The sequence below is a fragment of the Rhodococcus sp. 1163 genome (assembly GCF_002091985.1).
Classification (GTDB): Bacteria; Actinomycetota; Actinomycetes; order Mycobacteriales; family Mycobacteriaceae; genus Rhodococcoides.
Genome location: NZ_MKKX01000014.1, coordinates 1 through 23,133 on the forward strand (window position 1 = coordinate 1; position 23,133 = coordinate 23,133).

The following is a 23,133-nucleotide window of genomic DNA, read 5'->3' on the forward strand; positions in this document are numbered from 1 at the left end:
ACATGCAGGAGCGCGCTGTTCTTACGCGCCAGGCCGTCATCTTGGGAGCTGCCACGAGCTTCGAAAAGTTCGGCTACTCCGCCAGCCTGGGCACCATCCTGCAGCACGCCGGTGTGAGCAAAGGTGCGATGTATTTCCACTTCGCGTCTAAGGAAGAGCTCGCGCACGCGGTCATCGAAGCGCAACACGCTATGGCCATGGAAGGCAACCGACTGGTGGGCACTCAGTCCGACACCGCGATCGAGATGCTGGTGCTGGTGTCCCAAGAGATGGCGCGGCAGCTCGTAACCGAGCCCATCGCGCGAGGCGGCATGCGCTTGACGATGGAAATCGGGAGCATCCAGGGTCCGATAGAAAAACCGTACTTGGACTGGATCGACGCCATCAAAGAGATTGCGCTGCAAGCAGCCGAGGACGGCGACATCGTCGAGGGCACCGACATCGACGCGCTGGCCCGGTTCATCGTGGGCTCGTTCACCGGAGTGCAGATTCTCTCGGAGATGTTGACCGGCAGAACCGACCTGTACGAGCGGTTGAACCAGATGTGGAACCTGGTGTTGCCGACCATTGTTCACAAGAGCATATTGGCTCACGTAATGAGATTGGCCGCGCTTACACCCCGTAAATCGGAAGCGGCGAGCGCCTGACACAGTCGATGCGACGCTGCGGATATCACCGCGCACATTCATGGCGCGTCCACAACTGAGAGATTCGATTCCACGCTAAGTGCCCGATCCTGAGTGAACCGAACGCAGCACAGGCTGTTTCCTCGCCCCGAAGCACCCAGGGAGGTGGCGCGATGATCGGGTGGCAGGCGGCTGCGGGTAGTGAGCTACCGATGATGCTGCGCCACAACTGAAGCCAAGCGACAGTCCAGGGCCAGTGGCCCCCGCTCCGTGTAACCATCGATACTCCGATCGCGTGGGCATTCGAACTGGGCGATATCTTCGGCTAGTCCCGGTCGATGGCCCTCGGCCGATCTGGGACACCCACCGCGCCATTGTCATTCCGGGGCACCCACCGCGCTGACCGCATTTACACGCAACGTCGAACGTGTAGAAATGATCGCCGTAGCCGCGGTGAGTGCCATCGTCAGTAACGTGATCGTTGACAAGAGAAGCCAGGGAATCGCAATGACAGGCGTGCCATAGACGCGAAACGTTGCGATCCACAGCCCGACCAGCGCAGTTTCTGCAGCGACCACACCGAGTAGGAGTCCAATGAGCGTCGCTGACAACGTCTCCGCGACCACCGCGCCCTGAACCTGCCGCTTCGTCATGCCGGACAGTCGCAATGTAGCCAGCTCGGCACGCCGCTGCCCGATTGAAATCGCGACAGTACTCAAGACGCTGATCAGTGCGTACAGGCTTCCGAGTCCGACAATCGCCCCCATCACCGCGCGATTCTCTGCGTCTTTCGTAGATGTGTCCTTCTGCACCAAAGTTGACGGCGCGTCGATGCGGGTCGCGCCCAGCGCCGCCAACTCGGAACGCACCTGGTCAATATCGGCACCTGGCTCCAGCTGCACAAGGACGGACGTGTTCCGCTCGAGCATCGAAGTGGGAAGAATCGAGCGGTCGATATAGAACCCGTCTGATCCAGCCAGCGTTTCCGGCAAACGGGCGGCTTGGCGAAGACGGACTACCCTTCGATCGACCTGAAGCGAGATTTCGTCGTACTCACCGTTGACGGTCAGGCTGTCCAGTCCGCTACCGAACACAATCGAGTCAGGGCCGAAGTCATCGACATTGCCGAACGCAGGCTTCTGCAGCCTGGTCTGCCGAAAGCGATCCGGATCGACCGCAACGACCGTTCCCAGGCCATCGACGGTGACGTTGTTTCGTGTGAGTGCGACCGACAGCGGTACTACCGTCTCAGGTGCAGCGACCCTGACACCCTTGATCTGATCGGCCCGATCGAAAGCAAAATCCTGTCCTGATGCGACGAGATCAGCACGAATGAGAGTCTGTTCTGTCTCTCCCGCTGCGGTCTGGGTGTCGAGGATTCCTTGCAAACCCATCACAATGCTCACCAGCACGATCATCGGCGCCGCGCACGAGGCGGTACGGCGTACCGAATCACGCAGGTTCGCAACGGCTACCACAGGAACTGGGCGCCGAGGAGCGAGAAGAGAGATAAGGCCCGCAATAGCAGGCACGAGTAGCGGGGCGAGGCGACTCATTGCCACGGAGGCGGTGATGATGATGCCGAGTCCTAATAGCAACGGAATGAGCATCCCTCCGCTGGTAGCGGAGAAGAACACCTGAACTCCGGTGAGCACCAGCGCAATTGCTGCGACCAACCATCGCCGCACACCCATTGCGTGCCGCTCGAGCGGGGTGCGGCGAAGTGCGTCCAACGGCCGAACTCGGGTCGCCCTCCGCGCGCTCCCCCATGCGCCGGAAACGCTGACCACTACCGCGACAACGAAGTCGAGGATGAGCACTGCGGGCGCAATGGGGGTATCGATCTCGGCCGGCAGCACACCCAAACCGGTGAGGATTGCGCCCTGAACATGAGTGAGTACGAATCCCAACATTGCTCCGATGAGGGCCCCCACTACTGCGACCAACAATGCCTCACCGAGCAGCAAACAACGGATTTGTCCGGCAGTGACGCCCGCGATCCGGAGTGTTGCGAGGTCGTGTCGACGCTGGTCCACTGCGAAACCGATCGTCGATGCGACCACGAACACCGTCAGGAATGCTCCGAGCATGACTGTCATTCCGGTGAGGGTGTTCGCGCCGCTAGCCGCCTGACGGAAGGCCTCAGCTGCGGCCGGCATCGCGTCGAGCGGTGGTGCTGAATTTTCCACCCCAAGAATGATTGTCATCCCGGCATGCACGATTCCCACGCCGAGCGCGACGGCAACGATTGTCCCGACGAACAGAGACCAGCGATCGAGGAAGGTGCGAGCCGCCAGCGCGATCACGGCGTAAGCTCCAAGTCGGTGAGAGCGGAGGCGATCTGCGTAGCGTCAGCACCGTCCAAAGTGCGAACCAGACGGCCGTCGCGGAGGAACGCAACGTGGTCGGCGCGAGACGCTGCCTGCGGGTCGTGCGTGACCATGAGGATGGTCTGCCCACGGTCCACGAGCTCACGAAGGAATCCGAGAACGACTGCTGCTGAGGCGCTGTCGAGGGCACCAGTGGGTTCATCGGCGAACAATATGCTGGGCTGTGTCGCCAGTGCTCGCGCAATCGCTACACGTTGCTGCTGACCGCCCGACAGCTCCCGAGGCTTCTGACCGGTGTGTTCGGCCAAACCCAGCACCCCCAGCGCATCTCGTGCTGTTGAGTCCGCGCGCGAGGCGCCGGCCAGTCGCAGCGGGAGACTGACATTTTGCAATGCCGTCAGGGCGGCAACCAAGTTGAACTGTTGAAATACAAAGCCGATGTCGCTGCGTCGCAGGCGGGTCAGTTTGTCGTCGCTCAATGTGCTGATATCGGCACCGTTCAAAAAGACCCGGCCCGAGTCCGGGCTGTCGAGTCCTGCGGCACAGCTCATCAGCGTGGACTTCCCGGAACCCGAAGGCCCCATGATTGCTGTCCACGACCCTCGGCGGCATCCGAGCGTGACACTGTCGAGTGCGACGAATGCATTCGTGCCAGAACCGAAGGTGCGTGTGACTTCCTGAAGCTGCAAGACGGTATTGGACGGTTCCGGTGGGATCATTCCCCCACTGCACCGCACCGCGCCCCTCGCGTCAGTCGGCCTGAACAGTCAGTCACGGTAGAGCTGGCTCTACCGTGTAATCGAAGGTCGGTACCTAAAATGAATGTGTGAGCCAATTGTCGACGACCTCCGCGCCGGAGACCCTCGCGCGTTGGCGTGCAGCATCGTACGTAACCGCCGCCGTGACTCGAACATTGCTGACGGTGGCTGTGGCTGCGCTGCTTGCAGCTCCGATCTTGAAGGCGGCCACCGACCGAACCCTCGGCGCAGAACGCACAGGCGCGCTCGCTGCGACAGGACTGGCCTTGCTGGGAATCGGCTTGCCGATCGTCTCGGCACTGCTGGCTCGGGCCGATTGGGCCAGTGCCGCCACGCTGCAAGACGGAGCAATGCCGAGTCGACCTGAAATTCGCCTGCGCGAGCCGAAAACGCTCGTACGCCCGCTTGCATACAGCGTTGTCGTGCTCACGCTCGGCGGTGCACTGGCGGTCTCGGGATTGCTTGCCGTGATCGGATCATTCGTCGCACTGTTCAGCCCCTATCTCGCATACACCGGGGACACCGCTGTCATCGGCCCTCTCACCATCACGACGGTGGTACAGAGCCTTGTCGCGGCCACCGTCGGTGCCTGTTTGCTTTCTTTGCTGGTGTGGGCATCTCCTCCCATTGCCCGCGCTCACGTCCGACTCGTGCGACAGGTCCTGACCCGGCCGGAGCAATGGCTTCGACACGATCTCACCGCGACGGCGCAGTCACGTGCCCGGCTGGTTCGTTCTTTCGACGTCGAGCGCCGCCGCATAGAGCGTGACCTGCACGATGCGGTTCAACCGCAGCTGCTGTCCGTGAGTATGACGTTGGGTCTCGCGCTCGCTGCATTCTCTGAAGATGCCCCCGGACGGGATGACATCGTGCGTGCGCAACAGCAAGCCCGCAAGACCCTCGATGACCTACGGAGGGTCGTGCGAAACATTCACCCCCAGGTGCTCATCGACCACGGTCTGGGTTCTGCTGTGCGGGAGATCGGAGACAATTTCTCCATCCCTGTCACGGTGGACGACCGGCTCGACCCTCGTTTGCCACCCGACATCGAGACCAACCTTTACTTCTGCGTGTCCGAACTGCTGTCGAATGTCGTCAAGCACAGCTCCGCTAGTCGTGCCGATGTCATGATTCATCGTCCTATACCGAGCCAGGTTCGCATCTGCGTTCACGACGACGGATGCGGTGGAGCCGGCGTACGGACCCGTGAATACGGCGGGCTGAGCGGGATTACGGACCGCCTCGCATCTCTGGACGGCACTCTCACCGTCGACTCACCATTCGGTGGGCCGACGAACATCACCGTCGTCATTCCGAACCCGAGAACAGTATGACCGGCTCGAACTCTGCGGCCCACGCGTCAGCGTTACGAGTCGTCCTTGCCGAGGACAACACTTTACTGCGGGAAGGACTCCAGATGTTGTTGGAGCGCAATGGATTCGTCACCGTCGCAGCGGTCGGTTCAGCGCAGGAACTGCTGTCGGCATGCCGACAGCATGATCCAGATCTCATCATTACAGATGTCCGGATGCCACCGGACTTCAGTTCTGAAGGTCTCGCTGCTGCCGCACAGATTCGGAAGGAAATGCCGAATCTGCCAATCGTCGTTCTCAGCCAATACATTGAGCAGAGCTATGTTGCCGAGTTACTAGACGGCGCGGGCGAGGCCGGGATCGGCTACCTTCTGAAAGACCGCGTCAGCGATGTCCGAGACTTCGCGGACACACTCCGTCGGATAAAGTCCGGCGGCACCGTGATCGATCCCGCTGTCATCACCCACATGATCAGTCGACGTCGCAATCCATTGCAGCACCTCACACCGCGTGAACGCGACGTTCTCGCCGTTGTCGCGGAGGGACACTCCAACGCTGCCATCGCACGAATGCTGTTCATCAGCGATGCCGCTGTCGTCAAGCACGTCGGGAACATCCTGATGAAACTAGACATTCCACCGAACAGCGACCAGAACCGCCGAGTCTCAGCAGTTCTCGCATACCTTCGAGTACAGGCGCGAGAGTGACTATCGGGTTGTCGCGGCGGCACCGTTGACGTAGACCTCAGTCCCGGCAGGGACAACGATCGAGAAACTGCCCTCGCAGTACCCGATGATCCCATCGCCACAGGGTGTCCCCAGGTTCAGGCTGGTGCCATCAAGTGACCAGGCCGGTGTGTTGGCGCTCTTGACCAAAGTTTCGGTGTGCACCGTGACGACAATCTCCTCGCCGCCTGCTTGGTCCGAAGTCGTGACCGGCATGTTCGCGTTCGAATTGACGACATCTAATCGGGCCCCGGTGAACTCGAACGACTCCGTCCGTTGGTCTGTATCGGCCGAACATCCTGCCAGTAGGAATGCACCTAGCAACAACGTTCCTATCGCGCTCGCTCGAAAAGAATTTCTCATAGTTCCATTCCAGTCGGAGCGCGGCGCCAGTGGCATAGGCCAGACTCGTGTATTCGAGGTAGGCCCAGCCCCACTACCCACGGCCCAAAAGGGGTCTCCGCGATGGGTGCTATGTTGCTTGGAGGCTCTTGATAATGGTCCAGAACACTTAGCGAGATTCGTGGGTTGTCAGCCACGTGAATTGCATCAGCGATTGCACTTCCGTCTGTCTAAGGCGCAGCGGGTCCGCTGATTCTTTGCTTCTAGATCCCGTAGCGGGTGGTGACCCCGTCGAGCATGCACTCGAGGCCGGTCGCGAATTGCCATGCGCGGTCGTCTTTGCGCTCGGCTGTTTGCGCCCATGCCTGCATTGCAGGGAAGTTCTGGGTCTTCATCAGGTGTGTCATCTCAGGCGCGAGGCCCTGGCGCACCTCGTCGCCGGTCTTCCATCCTTGGCCTTCCATCATCCGAATGACGGCGACCTCACCGTTCACTGCGCCCTGGACGTAGGCATCGATGGACCGGACGACGGCCATTCTGGTGTCCGCGTCGAGGCCGAGACCGTCAAGAGCAGCCAGCGAGGACTCGACGATCACCAACCGGTTCGGGCTGGGTGTGAGCGCGGCCTCCGGAGGTAGCTGTGTGAGCCAGGGATGGCGCAGGACGAGTTCACGTGTGCGTGCTGCGTGGACTTCGAGAGTGTCGCGCCAGCCCGTGGTTCCGTCGGAGATCTCGATCTCGGCATAGACGAAGTCGCCCATGAGTTTGAGTACGTCGTCCTTACCGGAAACGTACCGGTAGGCGGCCATCGGCGCGGTGCCCATAGCGGTGGCCAGGCGTCGCATCGTGATGGCGTCGAGCCCCTCCGCGTCCGCGATCTCTACAGCGGTGGAGGCGATCTTGTGGTGAGTGAGGGACGGGCGCGGCGTCGCCGAACGGTCGAGACGTTCCCACAGGGATGCGCCATCGCCGGTTTCCGTCTTTTTTGTGGCCACAGATGCGGCCTCCCTCCTGTTCACGACCTGTACAACGTATCAAAGGTATACAACGTCTCTCCATGTGTGTACGTTGTATTTTTACGAGTACAACGTACACACATGGAGGTTCCCGTGAATGACGCCCTCGCTATCGCCGTTATCGTCGCAAGCACCCGCGACGGCCGTTTCGCCCCCGTCGTCACACACTGGCTCGGCAAGCACCTGGCCCAGCGCGACGACATGACCTTCGATGTCATCGACCTGGTCGAGACGCCCGTACCCCAGGTGTTGCCCGCCTTCGGCGCGCCGCCCGCGCCCGAGACGGAGGAGATGCTCACGATGGTCTCGCCGCGGCTGAACGCCGCCGACGCGTTCGTCATCGTGACGCCCGAGTACAACCACAGCTACCCTGCGTCGTTGAAAAACGCGATCGACTGGCACAACGAAGAGTGGCACGCCAAACCGGTCGGCTTCGTTTCGTACGGGGGTATATCGGGAGGGCTGCGGGCGGTGGAACACCTGCGGCAGGTCATGGCCGAACTCAACGCAATGACGATCCGAGAGACGGTGAGCTTCGCCGGCGGATGGCAGAAGTTCGGCGAGGACGGACAGGCCACCGATCCGGCTAGCGACACCGCAGCGAAGACGATGCTGGACCAGCTCGAATGGTGGGCGCTCGCATTACGCGACGCACGGCGCGTACGGCCCTATGCAGGCTGAGACCGGTCGAGAGAGAGACGGCATGTCCATGGAAACCCCACCGCACCGAGGGCTCTACCTCGGAGTCTTCGGCCTCATACTCGGCATGTTCCTGGCGATGCTCGACGGCCTTGTCGTCGGCACCGCCTTACCGACCATCGTCGGCGATCTCGGCGGACTCGACCGCCTCAGCTGGGTGGTGACGGCGTACTTGCTTGCTGCCGCCGCAACCACACCGATCTGGGGCAAAATCGGTGATCTTTACGGCCGCAAACTCACCTTCATGATCTCGATCGCACTGTTTCTGGCAGGGTCGATGCTCGCCGGGATGTCGGGCGATATGGACCAACTCGTCGCGTTCCGCGCCCTGCAGGGGCTGGGCGCCGGCGGCCTCATGGTCGGAGCCATGGCGATCATCGGCGTGATCCTGCCGCCGCGGGAGAGCGGCAAGGTCCAGTCCATGCTCGGCGTGATCATGCCGATCGCTTTCATCGGCGGACCGCTGCTCGGCGGTTTCCTGACCGACCAGCTGAGCTGGCGCTGGACGTTCTACGTCAACGTCCCTGTCGGGCTGATCGCACTGCTGATCGTCGGCGCCCGCATCCACCTGCATACCGAACGCATTCGCGCACGCATCGACCTGACCGGCGCCGTGCTGCTGACCGCCTCGATCCTCGCCGCGACGCTGGTCGCCACCTGGGGCGGGAAGACATACGAATGGACGTCTCCGCTGATCCTCACGCTGAGCGTCGCAGGTGTCGGAGCGCTGGTGGGGTTCGTGTATGTCGAGCAGCGCGCAACCGAGCCGATCATCCCGCCAAAACTGTTCCACAGCCGCAACTTCGCGATCGCGCAGATCCTGAGCTTCCTGGTCGGCGCAGCGATGATGGCACTGTCGAACTACCTGCCGCAGTACATGCAGTTCGTGCAGGGTTCGTCGCCTACAGCGAGTGGGATGCTGCTGCTGCCGCTGATGTTCGGGATGCTTACTGCCCAGCTGACGACGGGGCAACTCGTCAACCGCAGCGGCCGGCACCGCATCTACCCAATTCTCGGCGGGGCATTCCTGACTGTCGGCAGTGTCGTACTGCTCGCGCTGGACGTCGACACCCCGACTTGGACGGCATCGGGCTTGACCGTCATCGTGGGTGTGGGCTTGGGGCTGGTCATGCAGAGCACGATACTGATCACTCTCAGCAGTGCCGAGCCGCGCGACATGGGCGCAGCGACTGGGACAGTGACTCTTCTGCGCACCATCGGCGGCTCACTCGGTGTGGCGGTGCTCGGCGCAGTCTTCGCCGGTCATCTCACCGGCGGCACCATGACGCCGGCCGAGCTGACCACCCTCGCCCCGCACGTGCGCGATGCCTTCCGCGAAGCCGTTGCTGATGGACTGCACGGTGTCGTGATCGGTGCCGCTGTGTTGGCCGCGGTGGCTTTCATGGTGTCGTGGTGGGTGCGGGAAGAGCCACTACGCGCGGGCGATGCTGTTGATTCGCCGCCCCACAGGGTGGATGCGGGCACGCCGGTAGAGGCAGAGCTGCGGTACCCGGCTCGGCCAGTGGAGGCGCATGCCGAGGAGACAGACGCGGCGAGATGATGCGGCCAGATCTGGCGCTCGCCCTTCGTTTCAGGGGGCCGAGGAGCAAATCCGCTGGGTCCGGAGTTAAGCGCTGAACGTGCAGCGGCGCAGACCTACAGGTGTTTTCAGGTCGACATGACCGATGGGGGGCGTTGTCCCGTGTTGAGTTGGAACGGTTCTTCTACCTCGATGACGAGGACCGGAAAGTGACCGCAGGTCAGGCGTCGAGATTACAACCGGTTGTTGTTCGCCCCTCAGGTCATGACGGTTCGTCAATTCGGAATGTTTCTTGGCTGATCCGCTCGTTCCGGGCTTCGACTTCCGTGTCTGTGCGGAAGAGCCAGGGCAGGCGCTGTCGTCCGGGGACGGGAACTACCGTCGTCGCGCACCTGCCCCTCGGTTCGGCCGACGATGCAGATCTGGTCGCGCTCAATACGCTCCGCTCGATCAGCCACCGTCGGATGCAGTGGTGCGGGCCGTCCGTGACGCGTATTCGTCAGGTAAGCAGCTACTTTCGTGTGCACTGTCGTATTCACGCTCGCTCATGCCGGCGTTCTCGGCGGTAGGAGGGCCGTTGCCCACTGGCGACATGAAGCGCAGATCGTCTCGAGCTTTCCGGAGGTTGTCGTCGATACCGACCTGCTCGATCACCAAGACGGTCCCATCATCTCGAGTGCGGGCACCGCCGCTGGGATCGACGCCCTGTCTGCACTTGATTCGGACTGCCCACGGCCCGGCAATTGCCAACCGCATTGCACGACGTATGGCGGTACCCGCCCATCGACGTGGATATCAACGTCAGTACGTCGACACCCCGGTAAGCTTCGGACCGGACCACGGGCTCCAGAATCTCATCGACTGGATCGAAGAACACCTTGCGGACCAACTGAGCATCACCGATCTCTCTCACGTAGCGAGTGTGTCGCCGCGGACCCTCATCCGACGTTTCTCGACCGACCTCGGCACCACACCACATGACTGGTTGACTCGACGACGCGTCGCGCGCGCAAGAACTGCTCGAGCTCAGTCCGTTCTCGATCGAGGACATTGCCGCCCGAACCGGGTTCGGGTCAGCTCCACTTCTGCGCCACCATGTCCGGCGGCTCATCGGCGTCAGTCCCAGCGAGTTCCGACGCCAATTCGCTACCGAACCGTGATTGACAGGCTTGAGTCCTGCAGCGTCGTGCAGCGTGGGGCTCATCGTGTCGACATCGCACAGGCGTCGAAGCCTGAACCGCAACCATCAACGGCAGTCACTCCTTGGTCACTGACCATCCCCCGCACGCCGCAACAGCAGCGGGGATCTCAATACAGGAAGCCAGGTGCAGATGGCGGGACTGGACTGGACTTGCCTAGGGCCTAAGTCCCCTTCGGCCTGCGACGGAATCTCTCCTGATCAGGCCGTGTATATGCCGTTGGCAGCGAGGACGGCCGAGAGGCCGTCGCGCAGGTCGTCGAGGAAATATCCGGGAGTTTCCAGCGACGGGAAATGTCCCCCGGCCTCTGGCGATCTCCAGCGGACGATGTGTCGGTATCGCTCGCTCGCCCACGGTCGCGGGCATTTTGCGATGTCCAGCGGATAGATGGTGATCGCGGTCGGAACATCTACTCGAAGGTCGGGGTCGAGCGAATTATGGCTCTCGTAATAGATGCGCGCCGCCGAGGCGCCGGACCTTGTCAGCCAATACAACGTGACGTTGTCCAACAGAACGTCACGAGTAATTGTCTCGAAAGGACTGTCCTCGGTGTCCGTCCACTCGGCGAACTTGTCGAGGATCCACGCCAAGAGCCCGACAGGTGAGTCGACGAGGGAGTACCCGATCGTTTGCGGCCGGGTCGCTTGCTGTTTCGCGTACGCCACATGGTGCCGATTGAAATTGCTTGTGTGCTCGACCCATTCGCGTTCCGCGGCCGTCAACCCGCTCGTGGACAATCCAGGTGGTGCCTCGGCATACGTCGTGTGGATACCCAGGACATGATCAGGGAATCGGCCACCGAGGATCGTGGTGATCACACCACCCCAGTCGCCGCCGTGCGCCAAGAACTTCCGGTAGCCGAGCCTGCTCATCAGTTCGACCCACGCGGCGGCGATCTTCTCTGTCCCCCAGCCTGTATCGACAGGTTTGCCGCTGTAACCGAAGCCAGGCAGCGACGGAACGACGACGTGGAACGCAGGCGACGTCGCGTCCTTCGGATTTGCCAATTCATCTATCAGCTCGACGAATTCGACGATGCTGCCCGGCCAGCCATGCGTCAACACCAACGCAGTGGCATCTGCTCGCGCGGATCGCCGGTGGAGAAAGTGAATTCCCAGACCGTCGATGACCGTGCGGAACTGCCCCACCTGTTCGAGGCGATTTTCGAGCAGCCGCCAGTTGTAATCGGTACGCCAGTACTCCACCAGGTCCTCGAGGTCGGAGAGTGGAACGCCCTGATCCCAGCGAGATCGGCCGGATGCAGCGGACTCGACCGTCTCTACTTCCGGAAGTCGTGCTGTGGCCAAACGGGTTCGGAGATCGTTCAGGTCGTCATCGGTCGCGAGGGAGTGGAATGCCTGGACGGAGTCCGCTAGACGGTTCACGAAGCAGCACTGTGGACAGTAGGTTGTGCGATCCGCCGCACCGCGGACAGCAGCAAAATAGCCGAAACAGCTGTCACCAACAGCGACATCACTGGCCCGCCGAACGTAGCGAACAGAACCGCGAACGCCCACGCCGCGATCCCGGCGATCAGCAACACGACCGACGCACTGTCACCGCTGTCGACGTGACACATTCCGATCCATATCTGCAACAGCACCAACCCGATGACCGATGCGATAGCTGCGACGACCGTGATCAAATCCCCTGCCACAGGAGCCAACTCACCAGCAGACAACACAGCGACAAGCAACCCGCACACTACGACCACCGTCCCGCTCTCGAGCCAACCTGCGCGCCGTGAAAGCAGCGGTATACGCACGTCCATGTCGTTCTCCTCCACGCTGATCAATGAGCAAAATCTCGGTTCCGTGCACTCGAGCGGACTGCTTCGATGCATCCACCTGCCATCCGTAGAAAGTGCATCGAGACTCGGACGGGCGCAACACGCAAGCGACCCGTGTACGAGCTCGAACATCTTGCGTCTCGACGACCAGACAAGCTAGAACCAGCTTAGGCAGTTCTATCAGTCGCGGCCAGCCCAGGCAACCAGCTAAGGTGGTTCCATGCGCACCGACCATCCCGACTTTCGCCTCGGGTCTGTGCTCGCGACGAGCTTCACTGCGACTCTGACCGAGCGCCGAGGCGACGCAGTCGAACGGATTCCCACCCCGCAACGACTCATCGACTGGCTGAGGGTGAGTGGGCTATCTGTCGGATCCTGCGACAGTGACCAGCTCGACCGTGCTCGCGAGCTGAGGGAAGCAATTCACGCAACTGCAACCGCGGCAGCACTCGCGGAACCACTCCCTGAATCAGCCGTCCGGATAGTCAACGACCGCAGCACGCACGGCAGTGCGGCGGCGATCTTGACGTGCGAAGGAAAGCGGCAGTGGCAGCTCAGCTCCGCTGCGTCCATCGAGGATGCACTGGGTGTGATCGCCGCCAACACGGTTGAGATAGTCGCCGGCGAACGAGACGGGAGATTGGCCTTGTGTGCATCGCCGACTTGCCGGGCCGCGTTTTTCGATACTAGCCAGAGCCGCACCCGTAAATGGTGCGATATGAACACCTGTGGCAACCGTCAGAAAAAGGCCCGCTTCAACGCAAACCAAGGCCGCAGCCCGACATAGCCCCAAAGTCGAGCGACGATCTGTGCTGAATTCTGGCTTTTCGACCTGCGTCGTTCGCGCGTCCTACAGCAACAGGTGACCATTCACGGTTGTCGAGGATCAATGCTCAGAGGACGTCGACGATCCTGACGCAGGCGGACCGAGGATGGCGCACCGTCAGACATACGGCCAAGATCGAGAAAGCGATGTCGGTCGGCGGCGATCGTTCTACTCATTCGAAGCCCCTGGAATTGGCCCAGATGTGGTGGTCCTGTCCAAGTCGATCGCGGAGACGGTCCGCCGAGGGCACTCGTGTTGGTCAAACCCGGCAGTTAGCTAGCCGAGCGGAGGTTTGGTAGCGCAGGAAGGAGAACTTCCGCCGCGTACTGCTTTCCCCATGCATTCAAGGCATTAACCAAGGGCTCCAACGCTTTTCCCTGCGCGGTCAACGAATACTCGACGCGCGGCGGCACCTCAGGGTACGAGGTGCGCTCGACGATCCCGTCACTCTCCAGTTCGCGAAGTTGACGAGTAAGTACTCGCGGGGTGACAGGTCCTACGAGACGACCTAATGCTCCGTAGCGCACCGGGCCATCAAGGAGATTCTTGACGATAGTCATCTTCCACGATCCTCCAAGCACAGCAATGCTCACCTCTACCGGACACACCTCATATGCGCGCCGGACCGTCTCTCGCACTGCATTCGTATCGTCTCCCACTGCTCCCCCACTAGTCGGCATCAGTACAACGGCGGCTATAAGACAACATCGTCTATACGGACAATAATGTGCATACTACCACTTGGCGTATATATGGACTATTCATTAGACATGAGTAATGCCCGGGAGCCGACCCTGACGCCATCACCAGCCAAGTCCCACACAATGCATCCCGCATGGCGTATGGCCGCCGTGGCCGCGGCCGCGCTGATGGCTACGGGTTCATACACCACCATCGCTGGATTGATCACCGAACCTCTGGTGGCAACCCGGGACTGGAGCCGAGGCGATATCGGTATCGCCGTCGCAATCAACATGGTTCTGTACGGAGCTGTTGCACCATTCAGCGCTGCCCTGATGGACCGCTATGGCATCCGGAAGATCGCCGTTTTCGCGCTCGTGCTGCTTGCTGGAAGCTCGACGCTCCTGGTGACTGCTACTCCGAGCGCGCGATGGTTCATCGTATGGTGGGGATTCCTCGTCGGCGTCGGCACTGGTTCCATCACAATGGTTTTCGGTGCGACCGTTGCCAATAGGTGGTTCGCGGACCGCATTGGATTGGCCACCGGTATTCTCACTTCGGCCAGCGTCGTCGGCCAGTTCGCGATACTCCCGCTGCTATCGACACTGATGTCGCAAACAGACTGGCGAGCGCCGATCACAGTATGCGGAGCGCTTGCTGCAGGGGCCGCGGCTCTGACATTCTTCGCTCTTCGCGATCGGCCAAGCGATCTCGGTGTAACCCGGAACGGCTCCAACCCCGACCCCGACCCCGACCGCGATCTCGAAGCGAGGTCGACGACCGCGTCGGGCCAGAGCGCGCTGGCTCGCACCCTGCACATGCTACGCAACTGCGTACGCAACCCCGCGTTCTGGCTGCTTTCATTCATGTTCTTCCTGTGCGGCGCCACCACGAACGGACTTCTATGGTCCCACTTCACTCCGGCCGCACACGATCACGGAATGGCAGCGACAGCAGCCTCGAGCTTGTTGGCATTGGTTGGAATCGCGAATATCCTCGGCACAGTCTCGGCCGGGTGGCTCTCTGATCGAATGGAACCCCGCGTACTCCTTGCTGGATTCTTCCTGGTTCGCGGCTCGACACTAGCCGTCCTCCCGTTGATCTTCACCAGTCAAGTCAATCCGAGTCTCGTCGGTTTCGCCATCATGTTCGGCATTCTCGATGTGGCCACTGTGCCGCCAACGATCGCGTTGTGCCGCCACTATTTCGGTGCTGACAGTGCGCTCGCTTTTGGCTGGGTCAACGTTGCCCATCAGATCGGTGCCGGGGCCATGGCCGTCACTGGAAGTCTGATACGCGAATCCGCAGGGGTATACACATCCGTATGGATACTCAGTGCGTTTCTGTGCGTTGCTGCCGCCACCATGGGTGGCATGTCCGCGAAGATTCATAACAAGAATATGGGCCGAAAATGGCTCGTTACAACTACGATCACTAACTCTGACAGGTCCCGATAGCCGGAACACAGGGATACAGATAAGCGCAGTTATCGCACCGTCAAGATGTCTTGACGTGAGGCGCGCCCTCTGGCCGGCTTCTATGTCAAACCACGCTCTGTAAATACCGGCTTCTGAACGGCGATCGGGTCACTCTGGTGGGTACCGCCGGACGGTCTGATGATGTGGCGACGCGGGGTATGCAGTAGAGAAACGGCCCGTGCGGTGTGCGCGCCACCCGGTTCCATATCGGCGTCGGTCGACACCGGCGGCGTCTTTGGGAGCGATGCGGATTCGGTGGCGGCCGCCGATCCACACGCTAGCGCGCCGTCGCTGGTGATGTCTGTGCGATCGAGTCCTGCAATATCCCTACAAGGCAAGCCTGCTGCAGCGAGAAGGAGAACGACGGCGTCGCGGTGGCCAAACAGTGCAGCCGTCGATCCGTATGACGCCAATCCAGACGCGATTACTTGTACTGCGTGGCACGCCGGACCACTCGGTCGCTACGCGCCGAGTCCGGTGCGATCCGGATCGCGGTGACTCGATTCGGTGCGGGCAGGACGGCCTCGAGATGAACACGATTGATCGCGAAAACCCGGCGAAGCGGAACCGAGTCGCCAGCGGGGTTCAGCGAGGGATTCCGCCAGCGTGACCGGCGATGCCGATAGCGACTCGACGTCGGCCGCGTCGCACCAGTCGGCGAACAGCGACCACTGGACCTGGAACCGCCCGTCGTGCTGCCCCGCCTCGGTAACACAGATGCGACGGTGCGGGGCGAAGGCTGACCGAATCAGACACCGCCGCCGCGAGCCGCTGCCCGCGAACCTGATGTATGCGCGTCGACGGATGGGGCAGTCAACGGTCGATCGGGATGGTGCACCACAGGCATCAGTATTGGTTTGCACCATCGTGTGTGTACCCGAGTATTACTCAGCGAGCTTGGCGATCGACTGCGCCCCGGGAAGTACTTGTTACATCCGAGATCGCCAATGGTCCCGGTGTTGAACGCGGTCTTGAGATGCGCGGCATCGCCAGGGCTGACCGCTGCACTTCTCCAGACCACTGAAATGGTTCGCGGCCGCCACCGACCAACGAGGAACCCGCCGGGTTGCACAGCTCGGATCTGGCTTTTGGTGTGATCTCCGCCTCCTGTGGGCCAGACAGTGCCATTTCAGATTTCGATTGAAATTTCTTGAACCTGCCTGGGTCGCTCAGGGTCACTTCGGGGGCGTGCATTTTCAGGATCACCGCACAAATATGGGAGATGTAGTACCGGAAGTCAGAACCGAACATGTTGCTGCGCAACAGTTTTGTGCATTCATTCAAAAAGTGGAATTTGAGGATGCGTGTCGAGACGAGCCCGCTTTTCGGTAGATCGTTGCGCGTAGGCATGCTTGATTGTTAGCTGAGCTAACCTTCAATTGGTCAAGCTTACTTCCATGAGGGGTAAAGGTTAACCAAATCCGCAAGCCCAGCGCTGTGGACCATCTGGTCTCTTTGGCGTTATTTCCCTTTGACGACCTACTCCACCGCTGTTACGGTTCGCCCATCGAATCAGGGCCCTGATATTGATAGTGTTAGAGATCTGTAACAGGGTCCTGTTAGATCTACCGGCATTGCAATCGCGAGCCCGTAGCAGTCCCTCTCCGGAAGAAGAGCCGATGAGCCTGGTTGACGCCTCAGACATGATCGTTGAACAACGCCCCCTCACCGACCACAGCAGCACCGACCGCCGGCTCGTCCACCGCAGCGCTCTGAGTGAGGTGTTTCTGACAGACGCAGTAGCCGAGGACGCGCTCACGTACATTGTGGCCGCCCAGCTACCCCCGTCTCATGCTTACTTCACCGACCATCTGTCCCGTCGCGGCGGCATAGACCCACTGCTGCTACTCGAATGCTGCAGGCAGGCAGAGACGTACGTCTCGCACCGGTATTTGGACGTGCCGCTCGGGTATAACTTCATTCTTGCGTCGTGGTCGATGAGCTTCGAGAATCTTCATTATCGAAACAGGATCGAGCAGTGTGTATCTCTCCGGCTGAGTGTCCATACCGAGGTCCCGCGCTACATCGCCGGACAGCTTCGGTCCGTGACATTTCGGATCGAAATTTCGACGGCAACTGCCGTTCGGCTCGGCACCGTCGCGATGAAGGTGAAGTACACCTCCAAGGAGGTGTACCGAGCACTGCGCGAGAGCCGCAGGGGTTCTGCGCCCAAGATGAACACAGAACTGCCGGGTGCCCGGCACGGAGTGGTGGAAGCAGTCACAGTAGGTCGGCTCTCGGCGCAGAACGTGGTGCTCTCCGACCTCAGGCACACCCCGAACGGGATCAAGGCACAGGTATGCCCCGCGTTCGACAACCCCAGCTTCTTCGATCACCCGCAGGACCACGTCCCGGCCATGGTGACTGTCGAAGCCGTACGTCAGCTCGCACTGCTCGCCCTCGCCGACGAATGTGGTCTTTCTGCCATGCACACACAGGTCAGCGCAATCGAGGGCACCTTCTACGACTACATCGAGCTCGACACGACCACTGAGCTGACCGTCGCAGAACTCACTACACGTGTCGACACAGATCACCCCGGTGCGCTATTCCGCTCAAGGCTGCACGTGGACGTCGAACAAGAGTCGAAGACGATGTGCCGACTGGTCATGGAACTGATCACCGCCCGAGGCTCGATCACTCCTGCGGCGATGACGGCATGAAGATCGGCAGTCCACTGCGCGTCGCGGCGGTTGCAGTACAGAAACCGGACACGGCGGTTACGACTACGCACGCAATCGAACTGAAGCGCACGGACGATCACGACGCCGATCGCACCGGCATCAACGAGCTGCCGGTCTCGACAATTGCTTCCGGCCCGGATCTGGCAGTAGGTGCTGCCCGGTCCGCGTTGGCAGCTGCGCGATGGGAACCTTCGTCGCTGGACTTCATCGGGCACGCCTGGATTCACCACCAGGGTCACGACTTCTGGTCTCCGGCGCATTTCGTCGCAGACTCCCTCGGCGCACATCGTGCCATGCCGGTCGGCATTCAACAGATGTGCAACGGCGGAGCTATGGGACTCGAACTTGCAGCGACGCGGCTGCTCGCCGACCCCACGGCACGACGCGCTCTGGTTACCACCGGAGACCGATTCGCAGACGAGGGCTTCGATCGTTGGAAAGGCGACTACGGCGTCTGGTACGGCGACGGCGGTACCGCATGCCTGCTCGAACGAGCAGACATCGTGAGCCCCCACGACGTCACGTTGCGCTCCATCGTGTCCAAGGCAATCCCCTCGGTCGAATCACTGCACCGCGGGGTCGACGAATTCACCCCCGCAGCACGCTGGCTGTCGCCAACCACTGACGTTCGACGAACCAAAAAGGGATATATCGACGCCCGCGGACTCGACGAATTCCATCGAATTTCGCGCGCTGCCCTCAGAGAGGTTGTGGCACAGGCCGTGTCAGAAGCCGGCATAACACTAGGCGACCCGCGGATCTCATCGATCACAGTTCCGCGTGTGGGCCGCACGCTGATGCAGGAAACCTACGCGAGTGCTCTCGACGGCATGACCAAATCGCACGTGAGCTTCACCGCCGCGCAGTCCGGGCATCTCGGTGCCGGAGATCTCGCAGCGAACATCGAGCACGTCGAGAGAACAGCCCCCGAACTCGACGGACACATCGGTCTATTCGTCTCGGCAGGCGGAGGATTCACCTTCACCTGCGCGGTCATCGCCTTCGGTGCAGGTGCTTGGTGACCGCCCGAGTTCTGGTGGTCGGAGCTGGTCCCGTTGGTCTGACCACAGCCTGCGAACTGGCACGTCAGAACATCGCCGTACGGATCGTCGATCGGCAGACCTCACCCTCGATTCATTCTCGCGCAGCGGTAATTTGGCCCCGCCAGCTCGAACTTCTACGTCGAATCGAAGTGACATCCGATCTCATCGGCGCAGGCCATCGCCTCGACAACGTCTCGTTCTATTCGGAAGGTAGACGCAGAGGCGGTATCGTCCTGTCCCGTCTCGAAAACAGCATTCACCCCTATGCCATCACCATCCCGCAGAATGCCACCGAGCGCATTCTCGCTGCCAAGCTCAGGTCGTACGGCGTCGAGATCGAACGCGGAACCGAACTACTCCATATCGACAACGGGCATGACGAGCCATATGCCACATTGCGCTCGAAAGACGCTGCGCTGGAGGGCGCGTCGTTCGACTGGGTCATCGGTGCTGACGGTGCACACAGCTCAGTCCGCCGGCTGCTCGGCGTTCCCTTCACCCCGACATCGACCGATCTTCGGTTCGGCATCTGCGATGTGGCGGTTGCCGACGGCCCCGCGAACACGGCGATGCATTACTACTACTCGCCCACGGGTGCGATCGGGCTAGCTCCGATGCGACACGGCATCTACCGAGTCGCGATGAGCGTCCCCGCGCGAACAGCCGACGGTGCAGTGCCCCCGCCGCCTGTTCGTGAGGATTTCCAACATGCACTCGATACCCGAGCACCGGGGGCCGGAACCCTCGACATACCAGAATGGGCTGCGGCATTCGACGTGAGGTTCGGGACAGCCGAACGCTTCCGAGAGGGTCGGTGCTTCCTGGTCGGCGACGCTGCCCACATCATGAGTCCTGCCGGCGGCCAGGGGATGAACACCGGTCTGCAGGACGCGGTCAACCTCGGTTGGAAGCTGGCCGCTGTCATCTGCGGCCACGCAGACCGTTCGCTGCTCGACACCTACGAGACCGAGAGACGCTCCGCGGCCCTTCACATCACCAGATCGACAGGGGTGCAGTTGCGTCTCGGACTGGTCGATGGACCGATTCGCAGACGGGTCCGGGACGTCGCCATCACGCTCGCCGATCGCACCGGTGTCCTCCAACGTGTCGGGGCTCCGATTTTTTCGCAGCTCGACGTCACCTACTCGAATGCCCGCCGACCGGCTCTCGTCTCGACCTTGGAGGTGGGAGACCGATTCCCCGCATTTGCGCCCGACCCCGCCGCGGACACTTCAGGTGAGACCGGGTCGTGGCCGACCCTCGACTGTGACCGGCTCACACTCGTACTGTGGCCCGGCGTCGACCCCATCCAGGGATGGAGCACGTTCGTTCGCGGCACGGCAGCTGCTCTCCCTGAAATCGCCTGTGTCGACGGCGGTGGAATTGGCAACAATGCCCTGACCGCTCACCTAGGCCGAAAGCCTCGCCTCTTCCTCTGCCGTCCGGATGGCCACTTGCTGATGAGATCCGCGCTCGACATACGCAGGGGCGCACAGCATGCCGTACGCACAATCGGTCCGCACACTCTGCAAGCACAGACCTCCCAGAAAGAAACCACCGCATGAACTCTGCAGCAGTCTTGAGCGGGCTGGGTCCGTGGCTACCGCCCACGGTTGTCACCAACGCCATGCTCGCCGAACGCTTCGACACCTCCGACCAATGGATCACGAGCAGGACCGGGATCGAGCAACGCCACGTCGTCACAGGCGGCCTGGCAACCAGTGACATGGCGGTCGAAGCCGGTATGCGCGCGATGAAATCAGCTGGCACCGACCGCGTCGACATGCTCATCGTCGCAACCACCACCCCGGACCGTCGTTGCCCAGCAACGGCACCCGAAGTTGCCGCAAGGCTCGGGCTGGACCGGATCGCGGCATTCGACGTTGCCGCTGTGTGCTCAGGATTCCTGTATGCCCTCAGTAGCGCCGTCGGTGCTATCGCGTCTCGGCAAGCTGACACAGTGCTGGTCATCGGGTCGGAGTCGTTCACGACACTTCTCGATCCTGCGGATCGGTCGACCAATGCCATTTTCGGTGACGGTGCCGGTGCCGCCATCGTTCGCGCGGGTGACCGAGACGAACCAGGTGCCATCCTGAGCCTCGACCTGGGCAGTGACGGGTCGCTCGCCGATCTGATCGCAGTCGGTGGGGGAGGATCGCGCACCCGTCCGGAGAATCCCGAACTCGACCCGTATTTCCGAATGCAAGGCGGCGCAGTCTTTCTCGAAGCGGTACGCAGGATGGAAGAATCCACCCGAGCCGTTCTGGCTGCCACCGGATGGGCAACCGATGATCTCGACAGACTGGTCGGACACCAAGCCAACCTACGGATCATCACCGCGTTGGCCGAACAACTCGACCTGCCGGCAGAGGCAGCGGTGACCAACATCGACCGAGTCGGCAACACTGCCGGCGCGTCCATCCCCATTGCCTTGGTCGACGCCGTGGACACCGGTCGGATCAAGCCTGGCCACAAGGTAGCTCTCACCGCGTTCGGCGGGGGTGCCACCTGGGGCGCGGCAACTCTCGTCTGGCCCGAGATCGACATCATCTGACAGCGCCGTCAAATACAGCACTCCCGACATCTCCATCGAAAGGAACATTGTGACCACGACCCTTACCACCCTCGGAAGTATCCTGTCGACCAAGTTCGACGCACCCGAGTCCGACCTGGTTCCCACGGTGACCTTCGAGGAACTCGGACTCGATGACTCGCTCACCCTCGTAGAACTCGCTGTGTCCATACAACGCGAAACCGGCGCACGGCTCGAAGACGGTCAACTATATCCCGACCAAACCCTCGGCGGTGCAGCAGCTCTCATCGATTCGGTACTCCTCGAATCCGTGCACACATGACCACTCTCCGACCCCCGAGCGTCGTCATCACTGGCATCGGCTTGCTCACCCCAGCCGGCCGCGGAGTCGAAGCCAACTGGGAACGGGTCCTCAGTGCGGTGTCCACCTCGGCCGCGGATCCCACTCTCGGTGAGGCTGCATGGGCAATGTCGTGCACCGTGCCCCATTTCGACCCCCGCCGTGAACTAGGGCCGGGAAAATCGTGGAAAGTGGACAGGTTCGCCCAGCTCGCGGTAGTCGCCGCCCGTGATGCCGTCCTCGATGCCGGACTCGACCACAAGACCTGGGACGGTGCCAGAGTTGCTGTCGTACTGGGTAACTCGCTCGGCGGTTGCACAACCTACGAAGCTCAACAAACGGTGCACGCCGACGAAGGTGCCGACCTCGTGTCACCACTGCTCGTACCGATGTGGATGCCCAACATGGTCGCAGGATACGTAGCGATCGACATCGGAGCCCGTGGACCGAGCATGGTGACTGCAACCGCATGCGCATCAGGCACGACCGCCATCGGGACAGGACGTGACCTGCTGCGTTCCGGCACGTGCGACATCGCAGTAGTCGGCGGAGCAGAAAGCGCACTGTCGCCTACGATCATGGCCGGTCTCGCCAGAATGGGGGCCTTGTCCACCCGCCGAGACGGCTCGGACACTGCGTCGAGGCCGTTCGACATCAGCCGAGACGGATTCGTCGCCGCCGAAGCCGCTGGAATCTTGATACTCGAACGGCAGAACGACGCCGTGGCCAGACACGCTCGTATGTACGCAGCGGTCACCGGCTACGCGGCGACCTCCGATGCCCACCACGTCACAGCCCCCCGCCCCGACGGAGCCAGCCTCACTGCCGCCGTCCGTGCGGCAATCCGCGACGCGGAGCTCACCGAAAACGACATTGCCTACGTCAACGCGCACGGCACGTCGACCCCCCTCAACGACAAGGCCGAAAGCCAGGCGCTGCACCAAGTGTTCGGATATCGCACTGCCGTGAGTTCGACCAAGGGTGTGACGGGTCATGCACTTGCCGCTGCAGGCGCCATCGAAGCGGCGTTCACCGCGCTGGCGATACGCGACAACACCGCTCCGCCTACAGCGAATCTCGATATCCAGGATCCCGCGGTCGAGATCGATGTGATCTCCAAAACCCCGCGATCACTCGCGATCGACTCTGCACTGAGTGTGTCCGCCGGTTTCGGTGGACACAACGCAGTGATCGCCCTGTCTGCGATCTGA

Annotated in this window: 24 protein-coding genes and 1 pseudogene; 15 read left to right on the forward strand and 10 right to left on the reverse strand. The window is 61.6% G+C overall.

Annotated features, from left to right (window positions below):
• The first annotated feature begins 2 nt into the window (after positions 1-2).
• Positions 3-647, forward strand: a complete 645-nt coding sequence (locus BJD99_RS02260; RefSeq protein ID WP_084345128.1) for a ScbR family autoregulator-binding transcription factor — start codon at positions 3-5, stop codon at positions 645-647.
• Positions 648-1,003: 356 nt separating this feature from the next.
• On the opposite strand, the gene BJD99_RS02265 is transcribed toward BJD99_RS02260, so the two are convergent.
• Positions 1,004-2,932, reverse strand: coding sequence for an FtsX-like permease family protein (locus tag BJD99_RS02265; protein WP_084345185.1), 1,929 nt, complete (start codon positions 2,930-2,932; stop codon positions 1,004-1,006).
• Complete coding sequence (locus tag BJD99_RS02270) at positions 2,929-3,675, reverse strand: ABC transporter ATP-binding protein (RefSeq protein WP_084345186.1); 747 nt, start codon at positions 3,673-3,675, stop codon at positions 2,929-2,931. The genes BJD99_RS02265 and BJD99_RS02270 overlap by 4 nt, the downstream gene beginning before the upstream one ends.
• 107 nt (positions 3,676-3,782) lie before the next feature.
• Between BJD99_RS02270 and BJD99_RS02275 the strand changes: the two genes are divergently transcribed.
• Positions 3,783-5,048 carry a sensor histidine kinase gene (locus tag BJD99_RS02275; RefSeq protein ID WP_084345187.1) on the forward strand — a complete coding sequence of 422 codons (1,266 nt, stop codon included), beginning with the start codon at positions 3,783-3,785 and terminating at the stop codon, positions 5,046-5,048.
• On the forward strand, positions 5,045-5,734 hold the full coding sequence (locus BJD99_RS02280; protein WP_084345188.1) for a response regulator transcription factor: 690 nt from the start codon (positions 5,045-5,047) through the stop codon (positions 5,732-5,734). Before BJD99_RS02275 ends, BJD99_RS02280 begins: the two co-directional genes overlap by 4 nt.
• Here BJD99_RS02280 and BJD99_RS02285 read toward each other — a convergent pair whose 3' ends face one another.
• Positions 5,735-6,115: a hypothetical protein gene (locus BJD99_RS02285; protein WP_143542018.1), complete on the reverse strand. Its 381-nt coding sequence runs from the start codon at positions 6,113-6,115 to the stop codon at positions 5,735-5,737.
• A gap of 242 nt (positions 6,116-6,357) precedes the next feature.
• Positions 6,358-7,089: a TetR/AcrR family transcriptional regulator gene (locus BJD99_RS02290; protein WP_084345190.1), complete on the reverse strand. Its 732-nt coding sequence runs from the start codon at positions 7,087-7,089 to the stop codon at positions 6,358-6,360.
• A 102-nt stretch (positions 7,090-7,191) separates the two neighbouring features.
• Between BJD99_RS02290 and BJD99_RS02295 the strand changes: the two genes are divergently transcribed.
• On the forward strand, positions 7,192-7,791 hold the full coding sequence (locus BJD99_RS02295; RefSeq protein ID WP_084345191.1) for an NADPH-dependent FMN reductase: 600 nt from the start codon (positions 7,192-7,194) through the stop codon (positions 7,789-7,791).
• Between the two features lie 22 nt (positions 7,792-7,813).
• Entirely contained in the window at positions 7,814-9,370 is a 1,557-nt protein-coding gene (locus tag BJD99_RS02300; RefSeq protein ID WP_084345192.1) for an MDR family MFS transporter, read from the forward strand.
• Between the two features lie 429 nt (positions 9,371-9,799).
• Here BJD99_RS02300 and BJD99_RS20875 read toward each other — a convergent pair whose 3' ends face one another.
• On the reverse strand, positions 9,800-10,105 hold the full coding sequence (locus tag BJD99_RS20875) for a hypothetical protein (protein ID WP_179142151.1): 306 nt from the start codon (positions 10,103-10,105) through the stop codon (positions 9,800-9,802).
• Positions 10,106-10,115: 10 nt separating this feature from the next.
• On the opposite strand from BJD99_RS20875, the pseudogene BJD99_RS21490 reads away from it, so the two are divergent.
• Both BJD99_RS21490 and BJD99_RS21495 read left to right on the forward strand, forming a co-directional pair.
• Positions 10,116-10,328 (forward strand): annotated as a pseudogene (locus BJD99_RS21490) (AraC family transcriptional regulator); the annotation flags it as partial.
• A gap of 37 nt (positions 10,329-10,365) precedes the next feature.
• Positions 10,366-10,509 carry a helix-turn-helix domain-containing protein gene (locus BJD99_RS21495; RefSeq protein ID WP_143542023.1) on the forward strand — a complete coding sequence of 48 codons (144 nt, stop codon included), beginning with the start codon at positions 10,366-10,368 and terminating at the stop codon, positions 10,507-10,509.
• A gap of 239 nt (positions 10,510-10,748) precedes the next feature.
• Here the strand turns inward: BJD99_RS21495 and BJD99_RS02310 are convergent, their stop codons facing one another.
• Positions 10,749-11,933: an epoxide hydrolase family protein gene (locus BJD99_RS02310; RefSeq protein WP_084345194.1), complete on the reverse strand. Its 1,185-nt coding sequence runs from the start codon at positions 11,931-11,933 to the stop codon at positions 10,749-10,751.
• Entirely contained in the window at positions 11,930-12,319 is a 390-nt protein-coding gene (locus BJD99_RS02315; protein WP_143542019.1) for a hypothetical protein, read from the reverse strand. The genes BJD99_RS02310 and BJD99_RS02315 overlap by 4 nt, the downstream gene beginning before the upstream one ends.
• 238 nt (positions 12,320-12,557) lie before the next feature.
• Between BJD99_RS02315 and BJD99_RS02320 the strand changes: the two genes are divergently transcribed.
• A complete protein-coding gene (locus tag BJD99_RS02320) occupies positions 12,558-13,124 on the forward strand; it encodes an ABATE domain-containing protein (RefSeq protein ID WP_084345196.1) in 567 nt (188 codons plus the stop codon).
• Positions 13,125-13,435: 311 nt separating this feature from the next.
• Here the strand turns inward: BJD99_RS02320 and BJD99_RS02325 are convergent, their stop codons facing one another.
• A complete protein-coding gene (locus BJD99_RS02325) occupies positions 13,436-13,843 on the reverse strand; it encodes a helix-turn-helix domain-containing protein (RefSeq protein ID WP_084345197.1) in 408 nt (135 codons plus the stop codon).
• A 90-nt stretch (positions 13,844-13,933) separates the two neighbouring features.
• Between BJD99_RS02325 and BJD99_RS02330 the strand changes: the two genes are divergently transcribed.
• Positions 13,934-15,301 carry an MFS transporter gene (locus BJD99_RS02330; protein ID WP_256895367.1) on the forward strand — a complete coding sequence of 456 codons (1,368 nt, stop codon included), beginning with the start codon at positions 13,934-13,936 and terminating at the stop codon, positions 15,299-15,301.
• An 80-nt stretch (positions 15,302-15,381) separates the two neighbouring features.
• Here BJD99_RS02330 and BJD99_RS20885 read toward each other — a convergent pair whose 3' ends face one another.
• Together BJD99_RS20885 and BJD99_RS20890 are read right to left on the reverse strand one after the other, a co-directional pair.
• Positions 15,382-15,735, reverse strand: a complete 354-nt coding sequence (locus BJD99_RS20885) for a hypothetical protein (protein ID WP_084345199.1) — start codon at positions 15,733-15,735, stop codon at positions 15,382-15,384.
• A gap of 475 nt (positions 15,736-16,210) precedes the next feature.
• Positions 16,211-16,672: a hypothetical protein gene (locus BJD99_RS20890; protein WP_179142153.1), complete on the reverse strand. Its 462-nt coding sequence runs from the start codon at positions 16,670-16,672 to the stop codon at positions 16,211-16,213.
• Between the two features lie 293 nt (positions 16,673-16,965).
• Between BJD99_RS20890 and BJD99_RS02345 the strand changes: the two genes are divergently transcribed.
• Genes BJD99_RS02345 through BJD99_RS02370 form a run of 6 tightly spaced genes read left to right on the forward strand, consistent with a single transcriptional unit; the run spans position 16,966 to position 23,133 of the window.
• Positions 16,966-17,985, forward strand: a complete 1,020-nt coding sequence (locus BJD99_RS02345) for an AfsA-related hotdog domain-containing protein (protein WP_218775692.1) — start codon at positions 16,966-16,968, stop codon at positions 17,983-17,985.
• A complete protein-coding gene (locus BJD99_RS02350; protein WP_084345202.1) occupies positions 17,982-19,028 on the forward strand; it encodes a hypothetical protein in 1,047 nt (348 codons plus the stop codon). The genes BJD99_RS02345 and BJD99_RS02350 overlap by 4 nt, the downstream gene beginning before the upstream one ends.
• The gene (locus BJD99_RS02355; protein WP_179142154.1) at positions 19,025-20,614 is read left to right on the forward strand and encodes an NAD(P)/FAD-dependent oxidoreductase; all 1,590 of its coding nucleotides are present in this window, start codon (positions 19,025-19,027) and stop codon (positions 20,612-20,614) included. Before BJD99_RS02350 ends, BJD99_RS02355 begins: the two co-directional genes overlap by 4 nt.
• Positions 20,611-21,603 carry a beta-ketoacyl-ACP synthase III gene (locus tag BJD99_RS02360; RefSeq protein ID WP_084345204.1) on the forward strand — a complete coding sequence of 331 codons (993 nt, stop codon included), beginning with the start codon at positions 20,611-20,613 and terminating at the stop codon, positions 21,601-21,603. Before BJD99_RS02355 ends, BJD99_RS02360 begins: the two co-directional genes overlap by 4 nt.
• Positions 21,604-21,652: 49 nt before the next feature.
• Positions 21,653-21,904 (forward strand): acyl carrier protein, encoded by a 252-nt coding sequence (locus BJD99_RS02365; protein WP_218775693.1) that lies wholly within the window; start codon positions 21,653-21,655, stop codon positions 21,902-21,904.
• Positions 21,901-23,133 carry a beta-ketoacyl synthase gene (locus BJD99_RS02370; RefSeq protein ID WP_179142155.1) on the forward strand — a complete coding sequence of 411 codons (1,233 nt, stop codon included), beginning with the start codon at positions 21,901-21,903 and terminating at the stop codon, positions 23,131-23,133. The genes BJD99_RS02365 and BJD99_RS02370 overlap by 4 nt, the downstream gene beginning before the upstream one ends.